We start from the raw sequence: 21418 nt of genomic DNA, 5'->3' as shown, positions 1-21418 counted from the left end.
TTTCTATTTAACAGGAAAGGTGCTAAATATCTTCATCAATCCTCTTTCTGCAAGCTCCTCAGCTGTAAGCCATTTAAGTTTACCATACAGTTTAATATTAAAAACATTTTCACTGAGCGGTTTTTGTGTTTCATCAAATTCTTCCATCCAGAGAATTCCTCCCTTATTGCCATCGTATAAAACGATAGCAAAAGCAACACTTGCTGGTTCAACAACAGAAAAGGAACTGCCCTTTCTTTCTCTAAATCTATAAATTCTACCATATAAAACCGCTTGGGTATTAGTTTTTTTACTGAGTTCTTTCACGATTTCTACTGGATCGTTCGTTTCTTCAAGAATTTGGGAAATGAGATTCTCAAACTCATTTTGAGAAAGAAATACAAAATTATAATAGGAAGAATAATTTGATAAAATTTTCTTTAATAGATTATTCATGGTTTCTCTTGCAGAAGGCTCAACATAACCTGAAATAACTTCTTTAACAGGACAATAAAAGAAATTTCTGCCATTCTCAGAACATACCTCAAAAGGTAAAACAAGGATAGAATTTATGTTTTTACCAACTCCGTAAGGCAAATGGGTTCTCTTAGGTTGAGTACAACTATCTAAAATTAGGAGAAAGCCTATTAAAATAACGGCAAGTTTTGAGAAACGATTCATGTAATACCCCTCTTTTAAGATTTAAAATACTATTATAGCATTTAATTAAAAATTTGAAAAATTAAGATTTTTATTTAAAATTATCTTTTAATATGCTTGATTTTATTTTTAAGCCTTCTTCGATAGCAGTAATTGGAGCTTCAGAAGATGAAAAGAAAATAGGACATGTTGTTTTTAAAAATCTCGTAGAAAAGGGATTTAAAGGAAAGGTCTTTCCTGTAAACCCAAAAAGAAAGGAAATCCTTGGCATAAAATGTTACTCTTCAGTAAAAGAAATCCCTGAAAAAGTAGATTTAGCCATAATTGTAATTCCCGCAAAAGGTGTTCCTTCAGTAGTGAAAGATTGTGCTGAACACGGAGTAAAAGGTCTTATCGTAATAACAGCAGGATTTAGAGAAATCGGAGAAGAAGGAATTAAACTTGAGGAAGAAGTTGTAAGGCTTGTTAAAGAAGCAAAATTAAGGATGGTTGGGCCAAATTGTTTAGGAGTAATCAATACCTTTAATAACATGAATGCCACATTTGCAAGCGATCTCCCTCCACCAGGAAGGGTTTCTTTTTTTTCTCAATCAGGAGCTTTAGGAGTTGCTTTAATAGATTGGGCTATAGAAAACGACTTTGGTTTTGGAAAATTTGTAAGTCTTGGGAATAAAGCTGATCTCAACGAAACAGATTTTCTGGAATACTTCGGAAGTGATCCAGAAACTGATGTAATTTTAGGCTATATTGAAGACATAAAAGATGGGAGAAGATTTCTTGAAGTTGCATCAAAGGTTTCTAAAATAAAACCAGTTATTATTATAAAAGCTGGAACAACTGAGGCAGGAGCAAGAGCAGCTTCGTCTCATACAGGAGCTTTGGCAGGATTTGATAGAGCTTTTACAGAAGCCTTTAAAAAAGCAGGTATTATAAGGGTAAATACAATACAAGAACTCTTTGAAACTGCAGAAATATTTAAACTTAAAAAGTTGCCTACAGGAAACAGACTTCTCGTAATCACTAATGCAGGTGGACCCGGGATAATAGCTGCAGATACTGCTGAAAAATTTGGAATAAAACTTGATCCAATGAGTAAGGAATCAATTGAAGCAATTGTTGATAAACTTCCTCCTACTGCCTCACTCTATAATCCTGTAGATATTATAGGAGATGCTACTTCTGAAAGATATAAAATAGTTTTAGAACAAGCTATAAAAGATCCTTTTGTTGAGGGAATATGCGTCATTCTTACGCCTCAAGCTGTTACAGATGTAGAAAATGTAGCAAAAGAAGTTGTTAATATAAGTAAAGTTTCGGAAAAGCCTGTATTTACCTGTTTTATAGGTGGAAAAAAGGTAAAAGAAGCTTCTAAATTTCTCAAATCTCAGCAAATTCCCTGCTATTCAGATCCCTCTATCGCTATTGCTTCTTATAAAAAACTCATTGAGTATAGCATAATAAAGAGAAAAAAAGAACCTGAGGTTCCGAAAATAGAAATTTCACAAGAAAATAAAGAGCGAGTTGGATTTATTTTAAGCGTTTTAGAAAAAGCAGGGGTAACTTCTGTAGGGGAAGAGGTTGCTACAGAAATTCTTTCTCTTTACGGATTTGATTTTCCAAAGAGTGGATTAGCAAGAACTCCAGAGGAAGCAGTAGAAATAGCAGAAAAAATAGGGTATCCTGTAGTTTTAAAGGTTTCATCTCCAAATATTTTGCATAAAACCGATGTAGGAGGAGTTAAACTCAATCTCAGAAATGGGCAAGAGGTTTATAATGCATTTATAGATATTACTATAAATGTTAAAAGATTTATGCCTAATGCTTACATAAAGGGAGTTATGGTCTATGAAATGGTAACAGGAGGAAAGGAGGTAATCTTAGGGGTTTCCTATGATACCACCTTTGGACACATGATTATGTTTGGTCTTGGCGGTATCTATGTAGAAGTTTTAAAGGATGTTGCTTTTAGAATTGTGCCTGTTAGTATTGAAGAAGCCCGTGAGATGATAGAGGAAATAAAAGGGAGTAAAATATTAGAAGGAGTGAGGGGAGAACCCCCTTATGATAAAGAAAGTATTGTTGATAAAATTTTGAGACTATCTCAGCTTGTTATGGATTTTCCTTTAATTAAAGAAATTGATATTAATCCCTATGTGGTTAAGCAAAAAGGTGGAGTTGCACTTGATGCAAGAATAATATTAGGAGTATTATAATTAAAAGGAGGAAAATAAAATGTTACCTGTGTTTTTTGCTTCCAATAAACCTTTTACTGGAAAAAACTTGATAGCTCTTGGTTTAGCTCTAAACTTGAAAGAAAGGGGGTACAAAGTTTCTTACATGAAAACCATAGGAAAATTTCCTTATAAAAGGGATGATAAGATCGTAGATGAAGAAGCCTCTTTTATTCATCACATGCTGGAATCTCAAGAGCCTGTAGAATATTCTTCACCATTTGTTTTTACCTATCAGGTTCAGTATAAACTTTTTGAAGGAGAACCCTTAGATGCAGAAAAAAAGATCTTAGAAGTGATTAATAGCCAGAAGGATAAGGATATACTTTTTATAATTGGAGGAGATACCTACTTTGAAGGTTATAGCTTAGGAATTGACTCTATAAGTCTAATTAAAAAAGTAAATGCAAAAACTCTTGTTATTCAAACTTGGGAAGGAGAAACCTCAATTGACGACATTTTCGGTATGAAAGATTTAATTAAAGAAAACTTTTTAGGTGCAGTATTAAATAAGGTTCCTCCTGAACAATACTTATATTTAAAAGAAACTGTTGCTCCCTATTTAACAAATAAAGGAGTAAAAATTTTTGGAATATTGAAAAAAGATAAGTTTTTGGAATCCGTTACAGTTAGAAGATTGTTAGAAATTGTTAACGGCGGAATTGTCTGTGGAGAAGATAAACTTGATGAGTTTGTAGAAAATTATTTGGTTGGTGCTATGGATCCCGGACAAGCCCTTTCCTATTTTTTGAAAGTTTCAAATAAGGCAGTTATTACAGGAGTTCATAGAACTGATATCCAGATTTTAGCAATGGAAACCTCAACCAAGTGTTTAATTCTAACAGGTGGTCTTTACGCAGACGAAAACATAATAAACATAGCAAAAAGCAAAGGAATTCCCGTTATTGTTACTTCTCTTGATACTTACTCTGCCGTTGATAGAATCCAAAATATAATGGGGAAAGCCATACTAAAAGAAAGGGACAAAGCTCTTAAGGCAAAAGAAATAATAGAAAGAGAATTTGATTTAGACGGGTTTTTAAAAGTTTTAAACATATAAAGTTATAATGATAAAAATACTTTCTGCTAAATGGATTTTACCTTCTGCTGAAGAAAAACCTATTAAAAACGGGTGTATTGTTATAAAGAAAGACAAGATAATTGATCTGGGAGAAAAAAGAGAAATCACTTCTAAATATCAAAATTCAGAAATAATTGATCTGGGAAATAAAATAATTTTTCCCGGTTTAGTTAATGCTCATACCCATGTGGCTATGAGTGTATTTAGAGGAATTGCTGAAGATTTACCCCTTATGGTCTGGCTTAAAGAATATATATTTCCTATAGAAGCAAAGCTTAGAAAAGACTGGGTTTACTGGGGAACCAAACTTTCTCTTGTTGAAATGATAAAATCAGGGATTACCGCTTTTTGCGATATGTATCTCTTTGAGAAAGAAGTTATAAAGGCTGTAGAAGAATCTGGTTTAAAAGCCTTGGTAGGAGAAGGACTTTTTGATTTTCCCTCCCCTTCTTACGGACCTTTGGAGAAAGGTTTTGAACTTACAGAAGAACTTCTCAAAAATTTTGAAAATCATCCCTGTATAAAAATTGCCGTTTCTCCTCACACTCTTTATACCTGCTCCCCAGAGACTGTTAAAAGATGTATATCACTTTCAGAAAAGTATAATGCTAAACTGCATATTCATTTATGCGAAACAAAAGAAGAAATTGAAGAAGTTAAAAAGAAATATAATAAAAGACCTGTAGAATTATTAAAAGAATTGGGAGGAATTAACGAAAACTTGATAGCTGTTCACTGTGTAAAACTTGATTTAAAAGAAATTGAACTTATGGCAAAATCTTCTGCAGGGATTGTTCACTGTCCTGAAAGCAATCTTAAACTTGGCTCAGGAATAGCTCCTCTTACTGAGATGTTAAATGCTGGAGCAAAGGTAGGATTGGGAACTGATGGCCCTGCAAGCAATAACGACCTTGATATGTTTTCAGAAATGAGAACAGCCTGTTTGGTGCAAAAGGGAGTTAAGGAAGATCCCTCAGTTATTAGGGCAAATGATGTTTTTAAAATGGCAACCTATTGGGGAGCAGAAATTTTAGGTTTTTCTGATACAGGAAAACTTTTACCGGGTTATAAAGCAGACCTTGCAGTTATTGATCTGTCTCACTATTCTTTACAACCAGATTATAACCCTCTTGCTCTCCTTGTTTATAGTGCAAAAAGTGGATTCGTTTCTGATCTTATGATAAACGGAAACTGGATAATGAGAAATTATAAAATTCTTTCTATAGATGAAGAAGAAGTAATAGAAAAAGTAAAAAGAATCAAAAAAGAAATTTTAGCTTTCCTTTCTTAGATGAATTCCAAAACTTTTAGAAATTTTTCACTTAAGAAGTTTTTTTGCTTGAATAAAAATAATTTTAGGATAAGTTAAAAATTTCAAAAATTATTTTTAAAAAACCTCAAGGGAGGTGGGGTGATGATAGAAATAGAAAAGATTAGAGTAAGAGATGTAATGACTTCTCCTGTAGTTACAATTGATGGAAATGCAACAGTAAAAGAGGCTGCCCAGATTATGATGAAAACTGGCTACAGAGGATTAGTAGTTGAAAAAGTAGACGAAGAAGATGCTTATGGAATAGTAACTGTAAAGGATATTGTATATAAAGTTATAGCAAAGGGATTGCCTCTTGAAAAGGTTAAAGTTCTTGAAATTATGACAAAGCCTTGTATAGTTGTTCCCGATTACTATGATATAAAGTATGCAGCAAGACTTATGGCAATGGCTAATATAGTAAGATTGCCTGTTGTTTCAGCAGAAAATAAACTTGTTGGAATGGTTACCTTGAGAGATATTATTAAACCTTTTGCATAAAATCAAAAAATCAAAAGTTAAATTGATAAGTTTTAAATTTTAATTTTAAAGAGGTTTTGTGAAATTTTTCTTTAATATTTGACCAATTAAAAAAATTATGCAAAGTTGGATTAAATAAACATTTAAAAGGAGGTGAAAAAAATGACAGAAATAAAGTCAGTATTGAAAGAGACGAGAATTTTTTATCCACCTCAGGAAGGAAAAGATAGAGCTTACATTTCATCACGTTATCAATATAAGCAGATCTATCAATATTCTCTGGATGATCCAGATGAATTTTGGGCAGAAAGAGCAAAAGAACTAATAACTTGGTTTAAATATTGGAATAGAACTTGTTATTGGGATTTTTATAAACCTGAGATTAAGTTTTTTGAGGGTGGAAAGTTAAATGCCTGTTATAATTGTGTTGACAGGCATTTAGAAAATCCTGCTATTAAAAACAAGGCAGCTATTATTTGGCAGGGTGAGCCAGACAGAGATGTAAAGGTTTATACCTATGAGATGCTTCACAGTGAGGTTTGTAAGTTTGCTAAAATTTTAAAAAATTTAGGTGTGAAAAAGGGAGACAGAGTAACCATTTATCTTCCTACCATGCCAGAAGCTATTGCTGCTATGTTTGCTTGTGCTCGCATAGGAGCTATTCATAGTGTGGTGTTTGGCGGATTTTCTGCTGAAGCTTTAAAAAATCGTATTTTGGATGCCCAAGCAAAAGTATTAATTACCTGTGACGGAACTTATAGAGCTGGAAGAAAAATTAACTTACTTGAAAGAGCAGAAGAGGCTGTAGCAGATTGCGATTGTATAGAGCATTACATAGTTCTAAATAGATTTGGTGATCCCATAAAATTAAGTGATGAAAGAGGCGTCTTATACGACGATCTTAAAAAAGAACTTGCAGTGTATGAATATTGTGAATATGAAGAAATGGATGCAGAAGATATTTTATTTATTCTTTACACTTCTGGAACAACTGGTAGACCTAAAGGAATATTTCACACTACAGGTGGATACATGGTATATGCTGCTCACACTACACAATGGGTTTTTGATCTAAAGCCTGAAGATGTTTTCTGGTGTACAGCAGACATTGGTTGGATTACAGGACACACCTATGTAGTATATGGACCTCTTGCCCTTGGAGCAACGGTCTTTATTTACGAAGGTATTCCTACTTATCCAGATCCAGGAAGGTGGTGGGAACTGATTGATCGTTACAGAGTAACTATTTTTTATACTGCTCCTACAGCTATAAGAGCTCTTATGCGTGAAGGAGAAAAGTGGCCTCAAAAATATAGTCTTGCTACTCTTAGACTTCTTGGAACAGTAGGAGAACCTATTAATCCTGAGGCATGGTATTGGTGTTACAAATATGTGGGGCGTGAAAAATGTCCAATTGTTGATACCTGGTGGCAAACAGAAACAGGTGGACACTTAATTTCTCCGTTACCCTATGCTATTCCTCAAAAACCTGGTTCTGTAACTTATCCTCTTCCTGGTATTGAACCTGTAATTTTAAGATCTGACGGAACCGAGGCAGATATAAATGAAGGAGGGCATCTGTGTATAAAAAGAGCTTGGCCTGGTATGGCAAGAGGAGTATGGGGTGATCCCAAAAGATTTAAAGAGGTATATTTCAGCAGATTCCCCGGATATTATTACACTGGAGATGGTGCAAGAAAAGATGAGGATGGATATTTCTGGATTATGGGAAGACTTGATGATGTTTTAAATGTTTCAGGGCATCGTCTTGGAACTGCTGAACTTGAGTCTGCTTTTATTGAACATCCTGCAGTTGCTGAAGCTGCAGTTGTAGGGTATCCTCATGAAATTAAAGGAGAAGGTATCTATGCATATATTATTCTTAAAGATGGATATGAACCCTCTGAGGAATTGAAAAAAGAGCTGATTCAACACATAAGAAAAGTTATAGGTCCTGTTGCAACACCAGATGTTATTCACTTCACTCCAGGTCTTCCCAAAACAAGATCAGGTAAAATTATGAGAAGAATTCTGAGAAAAATAGCTGCTGGTCAGTTTGAAGATTTGGGAGATGTTACAACCCTTGCAGAACCTGAAATTGTTGAAAAACTGATTGAAAGCAGAAAAAATATGCAGATATAATTACTACTTAAAAGTCCCCCTTTAAAGGGGGCTTCTTTTTATTAAATAAGTTTTTATAATATAAAATTGTGAAAGATTTTGAATTATACCTTCCTACTAAAGTTATTTTTGGCAAAAAAGCTCTTAAACAAATCCCAAAAGAACTTCCAGCCTTAGGTAAAAAAGCACTGTGGATTTACGGAAGATCTTCTATTAAAAAAACAGGGCTTTATGAGAAGTTAAAAGAACTTTTAATAAAGGCTAACATAGAATTTATAGAACTTGGTGGGGTTAAGTCAAATCCTCTTTTATCTAAAGTTTTTGAAGGAATAGAATTAGCAAAAAAATATAAGCCGGATTTTATTTTAGCAGTCGGAGGAGGAAGTGTTATTGATACTGCAAAGGCTATTTCCTGTGGATATTATTACGAAGGAGATGTGTGGGATTTTTTTGAAAAAAAAGCCTATCCCGAAAAAGCACTTCCTATAGCAGTTGTTCTAACTATTTCTGGAACAGGTTCTGAACTTAACGAAGTAAGCGTAATTACTCATGATGCTAAAAAAGTTAAAAGATCTATGAGAAGTCCTGTCCTTTTTCCTAAGGTCTCTTTTTTAGATCCAACTATAACTTTTACCGTTTCTCCAGAATATACAGCCTACGGAGCAATCGATTCGTTTTCTCATGTTTTTGAATTTTTTGTAAATAGAGAAGATAAAAAGGAAAGTGTAGTAGAGGATTTTATGATTATTCTTATGAAAAACATTATAAAGTGGTCTAAAGTTGCTTTTAATGAACCTACTAATTATGAAGCAAGAGCTAATTTAATGTGGACAAGTTCTTTAGCTTTATCGGATCTAATCAAAGCTGGGATTGGAAATTATAGGTTTCCTATACATGCTATTGAACACACTATAAGTGGGGGATACGATACTCCGCACGGGCTTGGGCTTGCTATTTTAATGCGTGCTTGGATAAAACTCTATAAAGAAACACCTATTATAAAAAGGTTCTTTGAAAAAGTATTTGACTTAAATAAAGAAGAAAAATCCCTTTCTGAAAAAGGCTTAAATGCATTCGAAAAATGGCTAAAAGATTTAAGAATACCTTTAACTTTAAAAGATTTAGGAATACCGGAAAAAGAAATAGATGTTATAGTTGAAAAAGCTTACGAAATTTTTTGCCTTTATAAAGCTGAAGAAGAATATCCTAAAGAAAGAATTAGAAAAATTTTAGAAATGGCTTATTGCTAACTACTTCTTAACCCTCCATTCACTAATGAGAAATTTATCTATTACGAAATGATTCATTATTTCAAGATTTAAGACCTTTTTGAGGCTTTTAAATCCTTCTCCACCCACTAAAGTGGGAACATTTTCTCCGCCCACAATAACAGGAAGATGAATTATTCTTATCTCATCAACATATCCTTTTCTTGCTAATTCCCAGTTTATTGAGGCTCCTCCTTCTACCATGAGTTTTTTAATACCCCTTTCATAGAGCATAGGAAGGAGAATATCAAAATCTACCAAGTCTTCACCTGCTAAGATTACTTCAGCACCAAGTTCTTTTATCTTTTCAATTCTTTCCTGGGGAGCTCTTTTGGTAGTAGCTATAATAGTTGGAGCATCTTTAGAAAATATATTAGCATTTAAAGGAACATTGGCAGTAGAGCAGGGAATTATTCTAATCGGATTTTTTCCTTCTACATATCTTACTGTTAAACTTGGATCATCTGTTCTTACTGTTTCACATCCAACCATTATTCCATCAACTTGAGCCCTTATACTGTGTAGGTATTTATAAACTTCTTTAGTCATAATGCTCATAAGCTCTTTACTTGAAGCCCCTCTATAAAGAGTAAGTTTTCCATCAACAGTAACCTCAGAAACTATAATAATGTAAGGTTTATTCATCATAGGAAGCTCCAAAGTTTTTATAAAGGTAAATTATTCTATGTAAAAGTGAAAATAAAGTAAGAAGGGTTATTATTTTTATTCCGTATTCAAGTCCTACAGGTGCATTTAATTTTTCAAGCACCGTAAAAAGAACAAGAAAAAGATGAGTCTCTGGTCTTCCAAAAAAACCTACATTTTCTAAGGGATCTTTTATTTTGCCTTTTATTTTCACAGCATATCCTATTTCTGCGTAAACTACTGGTTTTATAAAAGAATGAAGCATGGAGGAGGTAACTGCCAGAATTGCCCAAAAAATATCAGCGTAAAGATAACCAACTATACCGAGAACCAATCCATCTACCCATTTATCAGAAATCCAGTCAAATACTGCTCCAAATTTAGTAGGTTTTCCAGAGAGTCTTGCTACTACCCCATCAGAAAGATCAAGAAGTCCGGAAATTATTAAAAAACACATGGCACTGATCAAATTACCATTGTAGTAAGCAAGGGCTGAAGCAGAACCCATAATGAGTGATAAAAAAGTAATAAAGTTAGCGGGGAGATGAAGTTTGTATAAAACGGCTCCTACAGGAGTATATATTTTTTCAAAATATTCCTTTTTGCTCGTTAGATTCATATCTAAAGTTTTTAAAGGTTATATTGGTTAATTCTACAAAGAGAAAAATAAAAGTCAATGGAAAATAAAAAAATTAAGCTAAGAACAAAAATATTTTTTTAAACTTCTACTCCCCTTTTTCTAAGCTCTTCTAATTTTCTCTCTCTGCAGGTTTTACATCTGAACTCTGGTTGTGGATCATTAAGTTTGTCGTAATTTTTTGTTTTTACCAGTCTATAACCCTCGCATATTTGACCGCAATCAGCACATACTACATTTTCTTTAATTTGCCAGAGAGGGAAAAAGGCAGGTATTTTAAAATGTGATTTAAAAATTGCCTTATCCACAAACCAGAACACATTGGCAAGTATAAACTGATTAAGTAAAAAAGCTGGAACGGTGTGGATTCTCAAATAATCACTCAACAAAAACTGTAATAGAGCTCCAGCAATTCCTGAAAGAAAAATCCAGCGACCAAAAACATATATAAACCAAGTTTTCATTATTTTAACCCCCCTAATAATTTAAGATTTTAATTTCAAATTATATCAAAAAATAACCACCTATAAACTCCTTTAAAAATTTTAACAAAGCACTCTAAGCAAACATATTGCTCTATCTCAAATTACAAAGCTTAGAATAAAAGCTTGACAAAAAAATTTGATGAAGTAAAATATTTAAGTAAGTACTTACAAACAATGTCTGAAAAAACGAGAAAAAAAATTTTAGAAACTGCACTCAAACTTTTTTCTCAAAAAGGATATCTCGGGGCAACGACCAAAGAAATTGCTAAAGAAGCTGGAATAGCTGAGGTCACCCTTTTCAGGTATTTCCCTTCAAAAGAGCTCCTTTTTGGTGAGGTTATAAATACCTATTCTTTTTTACCTACATTAAAAGAACTTCTTAAAAATTTTGAAAAAGAACCTTATGAAAAGGCTTTAAAGAGAATTGCTTATGAATTTATTAAAGTTTTAGAAACTAAAAAGGAACTTATAAAAATAATGCATTCAGAAATGCAAAGATATCCAGAGGAAATAAAAAAGATTCATGAAAACATAGTAGAAAAAACCATTGACTTACTTTCTGAGTATCTCAAAAATTTGCAAAAAAAGGGGGTTTTGCGGGAGGTTGATAGTGTTTTTGCTGCAAGAGCATTTTTTGGAATGTTTTTTTCTTATTTTTATGCAAAAGAAATCAAGGAATATTTGAACCTTAAAAAAGAAGACGCAGAAAAAGTAATAGATGTCTATGTAGATATATTTCTAAGAGGTATATTAAAATCCCATTAAGGATAAAAATATGGCTAAAAAAGTTTATTTGTTAATTTTATCGTTTTTTTTAATTATTCTATTTTCTTGTTCAAAAAAGAAAGATCAAATCAATCCCCAAGCTCAGGCAATACCTGTTTCAGTTTACAAAGTTCCTGAACCAAAAGATGTAGAAGTAAGATTGGAATACCCTGGAAAAACAAAAAGTGTTTCTTCTGTTACTGTGGTTGCAAGGATAACAGGTATTTTAGAAAAGATGTATTTTAAAGAGGGACAGTTTGTTAGAAAAGGGGATCTTTTATTTTTAATAGAGGAAGAGCCTTATAGGGCTGAATATGAAAGTGCAAAAGCAAATTTAGAAAAAGCTTTTGCAGAATTTAAAAAAGCTGAAAGAGACTGGCAAAGAGTGAAAAGCGCTTATGAAGACAGGGTAATAAGTGAAGAAGAAAGAGATAAAGCCCTTTATGCATATGAAAACGCAAAAGCAAATGTGGAATATGCAAAAGCAGAACTGGAAAAAGCAAAAATAAACCTAAGTTATACAAGGGTTATTGCTCCAGAAAGTGGAATAATAGGTGAGCGTATGGTTGATGTAGGAAATCTGGTAACCCCAGGAACATCTCTTGTTAAAATTACTCAAGTTGATCCCATTTATGTAGACTTTTCTTTTCCTGAGAACGATTTAATCAAAGTAGGATTAAAAATCTCTAAAAAGGGGATTTTAAAATTAAAAGGTCTTCCTGTTGAAGCTTCAGTAGAAGATTTACCATATAGTTTTAAAGGATATATTGACTTTGTTGATACAGTAGTTGATGAAAAAACAGCTTCAGTTAAAGCAAGAGCCATCCTGAAAAATCCTGAGAAAAAGCTTCTTCCTGGCCAATTTTTAAGGATTGCTATAAAAGGACTTAAAAGAAAAGATGTAATTTTAGTTCCTCAACAGGCAGTTATTCAAACTCCAAGTGGACCCACAGTTTGGGTTGTAGTTAATGGAAAGGCAGAAATGAGATTTATAAGCTTGGGAGAGTTATCTAGAGAATATTTTGTTGTAGAAAAGGGATTAAAACCTGGAGAAGATGTAATTTTAAACAATCTAATGAAATTAAGACCAGGCTCTCCGGTTATAATAGACAGAATTCAAAAAAATTAAAATCTTATGATTTCCAAATTTTTTATTGAAAGACCAAGATTATCTGCTGTTATATCAATTATTTTAATAATTCTTGGTGTTCTTGCGATACAGGTGCTTCCTGTTAATCAATATCCAGCTCTCACCCCTCCTCAAATTGTGGTTAGTGCCTATTATCCAGGTGCAGATGCTGAAACAGTTATAAAAACAGTTATTACTCCTCTTGAAGAGGCAATAAACGGTTCACCTAATATGATTTATATGACAAGTTCTGCTGATTCAAGTGGAAGAGCAAGCATTAATGTTTATTTTGAGGTAGGAACCGATGTAAATTCTGCAAAAATGGATGTTAACAACAGAGTTCAGTCAGTTCTTAATAAATTACCTGAAGAAGTAAAAAGACAAGGTATTGTTGTAAGAGAACGTTCTCCAGATATTGCTATTGTTATAGCTTTTTATTCTGAAGGGGCTAAACATACAGTGGTAGATCTTTCAAATTATATACTAATTAATGTAATAGAAGATCTAAAAAGAATTCCTGGAGTTGGGGATGTTATTATATTTGATGATAAAAGTTATTCTATCAGGGTCTGGATAGAACCAGATAAGCTTGCTAAATATGGACTTACTCCTCTTGACATTTTTAATGTAATAAACAGCCAGAATCAGCAATTCTCTGCAGGAGGAATAGCACAGGAACCAATAAGCAAATTTACATACTTTTCTTATATTGTAAAAGGTGAGCCAAGACTTGAGACTATCTCTCAATTTGAAAATATATTAATTCGTTCCAATCCTGATGGTTCAGCCCTTAAATTAAAGGATGTAGCAAAAATTGAACTTTCCTCTGAAAATTTTGACAGAAATTCTTTCTATAAAGGGCAACTTGCTATCCCTGTAGGAGTTTTTTTATCTCCTGGAGCTAATCTTTTGGAAGTAGTTTCAAAAGTAAAGGAAACCTTAGATGAAATTTCTAAAAACTTTCCTCCTGATATAAAATATGCTTATCCTTATGATCCATCTATTTTCGTAAAAGAATCAATAAAAGAGGTTATAATTACTTTTGTAATCGCAATTTTCCTTGTCGTTTTTGTAATTTATATATTTTTAGGTAATTTAAGGGGCACTATTATTCCTGTTCTTGCTATTCCTGTTTCAATCATAGGAACTTTTTTATTCCTTTTTATTTTTAAATTTTCCATAAACCTTCTGACTCTTTTTGGTTTGATTTTAGCTATTGGACTTGTTGTTGATGATGCAATTATTGTTATCGAAAATGCTGAAAGGATAATGAGAACTTACAATCTTTCTCCTAAAATAGCAACTATCAAAGCTATGGAAGAAATTACCTCTCCAATTATAGCCATTGTTCTTGTTCTTTCAGCTGTTTTTATTCCAGCTGGTTTTACTGGAGGTTTTACTGGTGTTTTTTACCAACAATTTGCCATTACCATCGCTTTTTCCATGATTCTTTCAGGGATTGTTGCCTTAACCTTAACTCCTGCCCTTTGTGCAATATTTTTAGAAGAGAAAGAAAGGCTATCTTACCTATAAAGGTTTTTCAAAACTTTTTCTTAAAAACAAGAGAAGGCTTTGTCAAAATTGCAAATTTGGTAATAAAGACTGCGCCTTTAGGAATTCTAATATTTTTGCTAATCATTGTGTTTAGTGTAATTTTGATAAGAAAACTACCTACTTCCCTTGTTCCAATGGAAGATCAAGGAAGCTTAATGATTTTTTCTAATCTTCCTCCTGGTGCATCTCTTAAAAGAACTTCAGAATATGTAAATAACAAGATAGAAGAAAGACTTTTTAAATTGCCAGAGGTAAGAGATTGGATTGCTATAGCAGGACTTGATTTACAAAGTTTTGGATATAAGACGGATTCAGCATCTGTGTTTGTTATGCTAAAGGATTGGAAAGAAAGAAAGGGTAAGAAGAGTTCAGCATTTGGCTTAGTTTCAAAGCTTAATCAGGATTTTTATAAAGATAGAGAAGCTTTTACCTTTGTAGTTAATCCTCCTCCAGTAAGAGGAATGAGTATTGCGGGAGGGTTTGAGTTTTATATTCAAGATAGAACAGGAGGTTCTGTTTATGACTTATATAGATATGTTCAGGAATTAATAAATGAGGCAAATCAAAGACCTGAGCTTATGGCAGTAAGAACTACTTTTATTCCAAATGTTCCAACTTATAAAGTTATAGTAGATAGAGAAAAGGCAAAAGCTTACAATGTAGAAATAGACGATGTCTATAAAACCTTGGCTATGGTTTTCGGAAAATACTATGTAAACGATTTTAATCTTTACGGAAGAGTTTTTCATGTAAATATGGGAGCTGAGGAAAAGTTTAGAGATGAGCTTGAAGATTACAGATTTGTTTATGTACGTTCAAAAACAGGAAATCTTATCCCTGTGAGCAGTCTTATAAGAATTGAAAGAATTTCTGATCCTTCAATTATGGAAAAGTTTAATATGTTTCCCTCTGCTAAGATTCTCGGACAACCTAAACCTGGATATTCTTCTGGAGATGCTATAAAGGCAATTTCTGAAGTTGCTAAAAAAGTTTTACCGCCTGGATACACTATTGCCTGGTCTGGAACTTCTTATCAGGAAGTAAAAGTAAAGGGGAAAACAGGAAAAGTTTTATTTTATGCCATTATTTTTGTTTATCTTATTCTTGTTGCTCTTTACGAAAGCTGGAGTGCTCCCCTTGCTATCATACTTTCTATTCCCTTTGCTATTTTTGGAGCAGTCTTTGGAATATATCTTTTTCGTCTTGAAAACAATATTTATTTTCAGGCAGGTCTTTTAGTTCTTATAGGGCTTTCTGCCAAAAATGCAATACTAATTGTTGAATTTGCAGAGGAAAGATTAAAAAAAGGAATGCCCCCAATTTCTGCAACCTTAGAAGCAGCAAAACTTAGATACCGACCCATTATAATGACTTCCTTTGCTTTTATAGCAGGAGCGTTACCTTTAATGTTTAGTAAAGGTGCAGGAACAAGTAGCAGAGAAGTAATAGGAACAACGGTGGTTATTGGAATGCTTTTTGCCACTATTTTTGGAATATTTTTCATACCACTTTTTTACTATATTGTTGTTAAAATAAGGGAAAAAATAAAACCTTCAAATCTGTCTAAGATTTTAAGCTTTATTCCAGTTCTTTTAATATTTTATGGTTGTAGCCTTGCTCCTGAATATAAAAGACCAGAAGTTCCCCTCCCTGAAACCCTAAAAATTGAAGAAAAATCTTTTAACAATACAAAAGTAAATTCAATACATACTAAATGGTGGGAAGATTTTAAAGATACTTTTTTAAATAATTTGATTGAGGAGGCATTAAAAAACAATGATGATCTTAAGATATATACCTCGAGAGCGGAGCAGGCTCTTGCAAATCTCAAGTTTTATAGATCAGAACTTTATCCTGAGTTTGTCTATTCAGCCTCTGCTAAAAGAGAAAGACAATCAGAACAGATGTATGAATTTATGGCTGGAACAGAAAACATTTTTAGTATTTCTGCAACAGTTTCTTATGAACTTGATTTATGGAAAAAACTGAGAAATACAGAAAAAGCTTCCTATTCCCGTTTTTTGGCAACGCAGGCTGAAAAGGATGCCTTTCAGATTAGTCTTATTTCAAATGTTATTACTCTTTACTTTGATCTTATTTCTGCTGAAAAAAAACTTGAAACTGCTGAAAAATTTTTTAAGGTTCAAAAAGAAATATATGAATTTAGAAAAAAACAGTATAAAAATGGACTTATTGATGAGCTTGTAGTGGAACAGGCTAAAGCAGAATGTGAAGCAACTAAATTGAAAGTTGAAGAACTAAAAAATCTTAAAGAAAATTTAAAAACTTCACTTGCTTTGCTTATCGGTAAAAATCCTAAAGAACTTTTTGAAAAAGAAGTGGTTATTGCAAATGATTTACCTGAACCTTTACCAATTCCTTCTGCTTTACCTTCAACTATTTTACAGAAAAGACCAGATATAGTAGCTGCTGAGGAAAGACTTAAAGCTTCAAATTTTGAAATTGGAGTTGCAAGAGCATACTATTTTCCTTCTATCAGCTTAACAGGAGCTTATGGATTTGAAAGTATGGAATTGTCAAATCTTATAAAGCATTCAGCCTCTGTCTGGAATTTGGGTGCCCTTGTTACAGGAACTCTTTTTGATTTTGGAAGAACAAAAAGTATAGTTGAACTGAAAGAGGCTGAGAAAAAAGAAGCACTTTACAATTATGTTAAAACTGTAAAAACTGCTTTTAAAGAGATTTATGATGCGCTCACCAATATCTCATCAACTTACCAAAAACTTTCTGCTCAGCAAGCTCAAGTTAATACCCTAAAAAATTTACTCAGTCTTTCGGAAAAGAAGTTTGAAAAGGGTCTTGTTGATTATTTAACAGTACTTTCTGCTCAAAGAGATTATCTTAATTCTCAGCTTAATTTAATTTCTTTAAAGGCAGAACTTCTTAAAAATTATGTTTATTTTTATAAGGCTCTTGGTGGAGGCTGGCAGGGGTTTTAAATTTATAAAAGCTCGAAATAATCATCAGGATATAAAAAAGAAAGACCTTACAAGGAAAGGTTAGCTTAACTACTTAGTTAAAAGATAGACAAAGAGAAATGTCAAAAAATCATAAAAAGGAGAATACCTAATAGTGCTTTTAATATCAGAGACAGATAACTATTAGGGCAAGAGTTTCCAAAAATTTGCAAAAAGATAAAGCTAATTCAAAGCTAAGTAAAGAATTCTGAAGGTATTCTTATTTTTGAAGAAAACAGTTCAAAAATGTAAGCAACGAGAAAAAATAGAGCAAAGAATTATTATGGGAAGGGTCATTTAATACAGTTTTTTTACTTTTTTTGGCATAGATATTATTATTACTTAGTAAATTAAGTCAATAGGGAAAATCTTTACAAAAAAGAAAGAGATGTTATATTTTTTATGAAGTTGAAGAGTTCCGGGGTCGTCTAACTGGCAGGACATGGGACTTTGGCTCCCAGAATCGTGGTTCGAATCCACGCCCCGGAACCAAATTTTAAAAAATTAAGTGGAGGAGTGGCCGAGAGGTCGAAGGCGCTCGCCTGCTAAGCGAGTGCACGGGCGAAAAGCTCGTGCCGCGGGTTCGAATCCCGCCTCCTCCGTTTTTATATTAAATTTGCCGGCGTAGCTCAATCGGCAGAGCGTGGGATTTGTAATCCCAAGGTTGAGGGTTCAAGTCCCTCCGCCGGCTTGATAATTCTTCCTTTCAAAGCTTATTCTTCTAAGAATCAGTCAATGTGCCCAAATGTGCCATTTAAAAATTGTCCCAGGGTTGAAATATTTGTCCTTTTTTGCCTTTGACCTTTGGGACTTTGTTTACCAATATTATAGGTATGGGACTATTCTGGAGATGCTCTTGTGGGGCAACCATTCAGGAGCTGGAAAAGAGGTGTTCCCGTTGTGGTTCTCCTCAGTCCAGGGCTCAGGGTTGGTATATCAGAATCAGCATAGAAGGGGTTGTAATTCGGAAATTTTTCAAGGACTATCGGTTAGCTGAGCAGGTTTATTACGAGCTTAAAAAGAAACAGGAATTATTAAAGCTTTCAAAGAAACTTAAAGGAATTGATGATAATCTTTCAAGCCTCCTGGGAATAGATGAGAGTGAAAAGGGTAAATTTGTAAAATTAAAAGTATTTTGGAGCAAATATTACAGCTGGTTAATTAATCACAAAAAGCACTCCACAGTCACAGAACGGGTTTCAAAATGGAAAAAACTTAAAGAATTCTTTGGTGAAAAGACACTTTCTGAAATTACTCCTCGTGAGGTTGCAAAGTTCCAGCAGGAAATGAAAGCTTAGGGATACAGCAACGGTGCAATAAATAGATATGTAGCTTTTTTGCGTCACATGATTACAATGGCTGTAAAGTGGGGGTATCTGAAAGAGCATAGTTTAAAAGGTAAAATTGATATGCTTCGTGAGCCCAAAGATAAATGGACCTTTCTCACAAGAGAGGAGTTTGAAAGACTTTTTGAAAACCTTTCAGAAACCTATCATGATTTGTGTTATTTTCTTGTTATGACGGGTGCAAGACTTGGTGAGGCCCTCTCCTTGAAATGGGAAAACATCATCTGGGAAGCCGAGATTGCATATCTTCCAGATTCAAAGGCAAATAGAGAAAGAGTTCTGGTGCTTTCAGATTCAGTTCTTGAAATGCTTGAAAAAAGACTTAAAAGATTTAATCCGGATAAGACCGATAGAGTTTCCCCTCATTCTGATTCTGAATTCAGGCGTGCGTTCAAGCGTGCCCTTGAGAAGGCAGGACTTCCCAGAACTATCCGGATTCACGATCTCAGACATACCTTTGCAAGCTGGCTTGCCATGAAAGGAGTTCCACTTCAGCAGATTAAAGATCTTCTCGGGCATTCTCAGATTTCAACCACTCTTCGTTACAGCCATCTCTGACCTGATACTCTGAGAAAGGCTGTATCTATTCTTGACAGAGAAACTAAAACGAAAGAAAATTCAGATAAGTTTACGTAAAGTTGTCAGTTTTGAAACCTATTTACAAAAGAAAAGATCCTAAAAGAAGTCTCAAATAATAAAAGCTCCTTGAAAAGGCATAAACTCAATTCCAAGTAAGCCCAAAAAATCAATAAAAGTGCCCAATTTTTTACTCGAGTAAAAAATTGGGCACTTTTTCAAAAAACGCCATATTTGTGAATCCTTCGCAAAAGATACCTCTTACACCAAGACCTATACTTCCTCCTTTAACAAGTAAAAATACAAAAAGGTAAAGTATCAAAGCTGTAAAGTTTTACTGGTGAAAGCCTTAGTCAACCTATAAGGGTTGACATTTAAAAAGTAAACCTTATAATGTTTATGCTATGAATCTTTATACGGTTATTATTGGTGATATAATCAAATCAAGAGAGCTTAATGAAAGAGGAGAAGTGCAGGAAAAACTTAAAAAGACCTTAAAAGTGATAAATGAAAGCTTTAAAGATTTCATTATGGTAAATTTTTCTATCGTTCTTGGAGACGAATTTCAAGGGCTTTTAAAAAATCCAGAAAAAAGCTATGAAATAATTAAAAAAATCCAGAAAGAAATGTATCCTGTAAAGTTCCGCTTCGGAATAGGTATAGGAGGAATTAGCACCCCCATTTATGAACAAATTGGAGAAATGGACGGAGAGTGTTTTGTTAGAGCAAGAGAAGCTATAGAAAGGGCTAAACGTAGTAATCAATCAATAATCTATCTTACACCCTGCGAAAGTTTAAATAGTTGTTTAAACACTATTTTGATGTTGATAGATACCCTTAAATCTTTTTGGAAAGATAAACATTACAGAAGAGTATTTCTTTATGAAGAACTTAAAAGTTATGAAAGGGTTGCTAAAATTGAAAAAATATCAAAACAAATGATTTACAAAACTTTCAAAAAAATCAAATATGAAAAAATTAAGGCAGCTGAAGAAAAGTTAAACGAATTATTAAGTTCTTTAAAAGATTGGTATGTATAAATTTGTCGTTATACTTTTAGGTTATGTAATTGGAATTTTGGGAGGATATTGGTTTGTAGTTTTAATTTTAAAAAAGTTTAATAATTTAATATTTAAAGAATCTGGGATACAAAAAGCAGGCACGATTATAGGTTTTCTAGAAAGAGCTATCATATTAACTTTTGTATTGCTTGGAGAGTATACAGCAATAGGTATAGTTTTAACAGCTAAATCTATCGCCAGATTTGAAGAATTAAAAAACAGAGAATTTGCGGAATATTATTTAATTGGAACCTTAGCAAGCTTTTTATTCAGCATCTTCACAGGCATTGTCACAAAATTTTTCTTAACTCTCACTCCATAATGCGTATAAAGCTACAAAATCTTTTTCTTTTTTAAAGGAAAAAAATTTTAGAGGCGTCCAGATGTTCTCAAAAAAAGCTGTTTCGGTTCTTGAAGAACCTGAAACCTTAAAAAGAGACCTCAGAGACAAATTCAAGAAAAAATTCAAGAAAAAGAAAGGGTAATTAAATTTAAAAATTTTTTTGAAAAGAAGGATTTTTCAAGTACAAAACTTCAGCAGGAATCAAATATTTTTTCCCAAGTCTGATAGCAGGAATCTCCTGCAATAAATTAGTTTATAATATAACTATGGTTAAGTTTCAAAGTTCTAAAAAAAGGAGGGACAAGAACTCCATTTTTTCTGGGCTTTGAAGCCCGTAAAGGAGTCTGTCCCCTTGTCCCTCCACTCCGAATAAGTTGGTTGGGCTCTAAAGCCCTTGCCACACGGGAGGATGGGGTGAGGGACTATTTCACTAAAACTCCCATAACAAGGAGGTAGCCTATGTATTATGTCGGTATTGATGTATCCAAAAACTCCTTTACTTTCTGCATTATCAATGAAAAAGCTCAGATTCTCAGCCAAAGAACCTTCCCATACTCCCCTGAAGGCTTCCGAGATTTTCTCTCCATCCTTCACACCCTTAACCCCGTAACTATCGTTATGGAATCCTCCAACAGATACCACATTCCACTAAGAGTAATTTTTGCAATGTTGAGAAAAGGAGAAACTTTCAAACCTGAATTGGTTGCTCCTTCTACAAGAGGAATAAAGCATATTTCGGTGGAAGGTGTTTGCCATGTTTAACATTTTTC

The 21418-nt window shown here is 33.3% G+C and carries 19 protein-coding genes and 3 tRNA genes; 18 read left to right on the top strand and 4 right to left on the bottom strand.

Translation table 11 applies throughout. The annotated features are described in order from the left end of the window. Positions 1-3 precede the first annotated feature (3 nt). Positions 4-660, bottom strand: coding sequence for a hypothetical protein (locus ACLGLP_RS01240; RefSeq protein ID WP_492113127.1), 657 nt, complete (start codon positions 658-660; stop codon positions 4-6). Positions 661-752: 92 nt separating this feature from the next. On the opposite strand from ACLGLP_RS01240, the gene acs (ACLGLP_RS01235) reads away from it, so the two are divergent. The 6 genes from acs (ACLGLP_RS01235) (at position 753) to ACLGLP_RS01210 (ending at position 9111) form a co-directional block, all read left to right on the top strand. Next, a complete protein-coding gene (gene acs, locus ACLGLP_RS01235; RefSeq protein ID WP_492113126.1) occupies positions 753-2852 on the top strand; it encodes an acetate--CoA ligase alpha subunit in 2100 nt (699 codons plus the stop codon). Positions 2853-2871: 19 nt separating this feature from the next. Continuing rightward, entirely contained in the window at positions 2872-3930 is a 1059-nt protein-coding gene (locus tag ACLGLP_RS01230; RefSeq protein WP_492113125.1) for a DRTGG domain-containing protein, read from the top strand. A gap of 7 nt (positions 3931-3937) precedes the next feature. Then, positions 3938-5242 (top strand): amidohydrolase, encoded by a 1305-nt coding sequence (locus ACLGLP_RS01225; RefSeq protein ID WP_492113124.1) that lies wholly within the window; start codon positions 3938-3940, stop codon positions 5240-5242. A gap of 123 nt (positions 5243-5365) precedes the next feature. Beyond that, positions 5366-5761 (top strand): CBS domain-containing protein, encoded by a 396-nt coding sequence (locus ACLGLP_RS01220; protein ID WP_492113123.1) that lies wholly within the window; start codon positions 5366-5368, stop codon positions 5759-5761. Positions 5762-5902: 141 nt separating this feature from the next. After that, positions 5903-7882 (top strand): acetate--CoA ligase, encoded by a 1980-nt coding sequence (gene acs, locus ACLGLP_RS01215; protein ID WP_492113122.1) that lies wholly within the window; start codon positions 5903-5905, stop codon positions 7880-7882. A 68-nt stretch (positions 7883-7950) separates the two neighbouring features. After that, positions 7951-9111: an iron-containing alcohol dehydrogenase gene (locus tag ACLGLP_RS01210; RefSeq protein ID WP_492113121.1), complete on the top strand. Its 1161-nt coding sequence runs from the start codon at positions 7951-7953 to the stop codon at positions 9109-9111. Here ACLGLP_RS01210 and ACLGLP_RS01205 read toward each other — a convergent pair whose 3' ends face one another. From ACLGLP_RS01205 to ACLGLP_RS01195, 3 genes are all read right to left on the bottom strand, one after another. Beyond that, positions 9112-9774, bottom strand: a complete 663-nt coding sequence (locus tag ACLGLP_RS01205; protein ID WP_492113716.1) for a 2,5-diamino-6-(ribosylamino)-4(3H)-pyrimidinone 5'-phosphate reductase — start codon at positions 9772-9774, stop codon at positions 9112-9114. Next, a complete protein-coding gene (locus tag ACLGLP_RS01200) occupies positions 9767-10393 on the bottom strand; it encodes a CDP-alcohol phosphatidyltransferase family protein (RefSeq protein WP_492113120.1) in 627 nt (208 codons plus the stop codon). Before ACLGLP_RS01200 ends, ACLGLP_RS01205 begins: the two co-directional genes overlap by 8 nt. A gap of 98 nt (positions 10394-10491) precedes the next feature. After that, positions 10492-10875: a hypothetical protein gene (locus ACLGLP_RS01195; RefSeq protein ID WP_492113119.1), complete on the bottom strand. Its 384-nt coding sequence runs from the start codon at positions 10873-10875 to the stop codon at positions 10492-10494. 195 nt (positions 10876-11070) lie between these two features. Between ACLGLP_RS01195 and ACLGLP_RS01190 the strand changes: the two genes are divergently transcribed. The 12 genes from ACLGLP_RS01190 to ACLGLP_RS01135 all read left to right on the top strand — a co-directional run bounded on the left by ACLGLP_RS01190 (position 11071) and on the right by ACLGLP_RS01135 (position 21410). Next, positions 11071-11661, top strand: coding sequence for a TetR/AcrR family transcriptional regulator (locus ACLGLP_RS01190; protein WP_492113118.1), 591 nt, complete (start codon positions 11071-11073; stop codon positions 11659-11661). Between the two features lie 10 nt (positions 11662-11671). After that, a complete protein-coding gene (locus ACLGLP_RS01185; RefSeq protein ID WP_492113117.1) occupies positions 11672-12790 on the top strand; it encodes an efflux RND transporter periplasmic adaptor subunit in 1119 nt (372 codons plus the stop codon). Between the two features lie 6 nt (positions 12791-12796). Beyond that, complete coding sequence (locus ACLGLP_RS01180) at positions 12797-14323, top strand: efflux RND transporter permease subunit (RefSeq protein WP_492113116.1); 1527 nt, start codon at positions 12797-12799, stop codon at positions 14321-14323. Next, a complete protein-coding gene (locus ACLGLP_RS01175; RefSeq protein WP_492113115.1) occupies positions 14278-17304 on the top strand; it encodes an efflux RND transporter permease subunit in 3027 nt (1008 codons plus the stop codon). Before ACLGLP_RS01180 ends, ACLGLP_RS01175 begins: the two co-directional genes overlap by 46 nt. Positions 17305-17739: 435 nt before the next feature. Next, positions 17740-17814, top strand: a tRNA-Gln gene (locus ACLGLP_RS01170). 18 nt (positions 17815-17832) lie between these two features. Further along, a tRNA-Ser gene (locus ACLGLP_RS01165) sits at positions 17833-17924 on the top strand. A 16-nt stretch (positions 17925-17940) separates the two neighbouring features. After that, positions 17941-18013, top strand: a tRNA-Thr gene (locus ACLGLP_RS01160). A 142-nt stretch (positions 18014-18155) separates the two neighbouring features. After that, the gene (locus ACLGLP_RS01155) at positions 18156-18620 is read left to right on the top strand and encodes a tyrosine-type recombinase/integrase (protein WP_492113114.1); all 465 of its coding nucleotides are present in this window, start codon (positions 18156-18158) and stop codon (positions 18618-18620) included. Positions 18621-18677: 57 nt separating this feature from the next. Beyond that, entirely contained in the window at positions 18678-19226 is a 549-nt protein-coding gene (locus ACLGLP_RS01150) for a tyrosine-type recombinase/integrase (protein ID WP_492113113.1), read from the top strand. A 422-nt stretch (positions 19227-19648) separates the two neighbouring features. Continuing rightward, the gene (locus ACLGLP_RS01145) at positions 19649-20284 is read left to right on the top strand and encodes a SatD family protein (RefSeq protein ID WP_492113112.1); all 636 of its coding nucleotides are present in this window, start codon (positions 19649-19651) and stop codon (positions 20282-20284) included. Continuing rightward, the gene (locus ACLGLP_RS01140) at positions 20277-20627 is read left to right on the top strand and encodes a hypothetical protein (RefSeq protein ID WP_492113111.1); all 351 of its coding nucleotides are present in this window, start codon (positions 20277-20279) and stop codon (positions 20625-20627) included. The genes ACLGLP_RS01145 and ACLGLP_RS01140 overlap by 8 nt, the downstream gene beginning before the upstream one ends. Before the next feature lie 480 nt (positions 20628-21107). Further along, the gene (locus ACLGLP_RS01135) at positions 21108-21410 is read left to right on the top strand and encodes an IS110 family transposase (protein ID WP_492113110.1); all 303 of its coding nucleotides are present in this window, start codon (positions 21108-21110) and stop codon (positions 21408-21410) included. The last annotated feature ends 8 nt before the right edge of the window (positions 21411-21418 follow it).

This window comes from Caldimicrobium sp. SLHALR3 (genome assembly GCF_058692735.1).
This window is presented reverse-complemented; position numbering and strand designations above follow the sequence as displayed.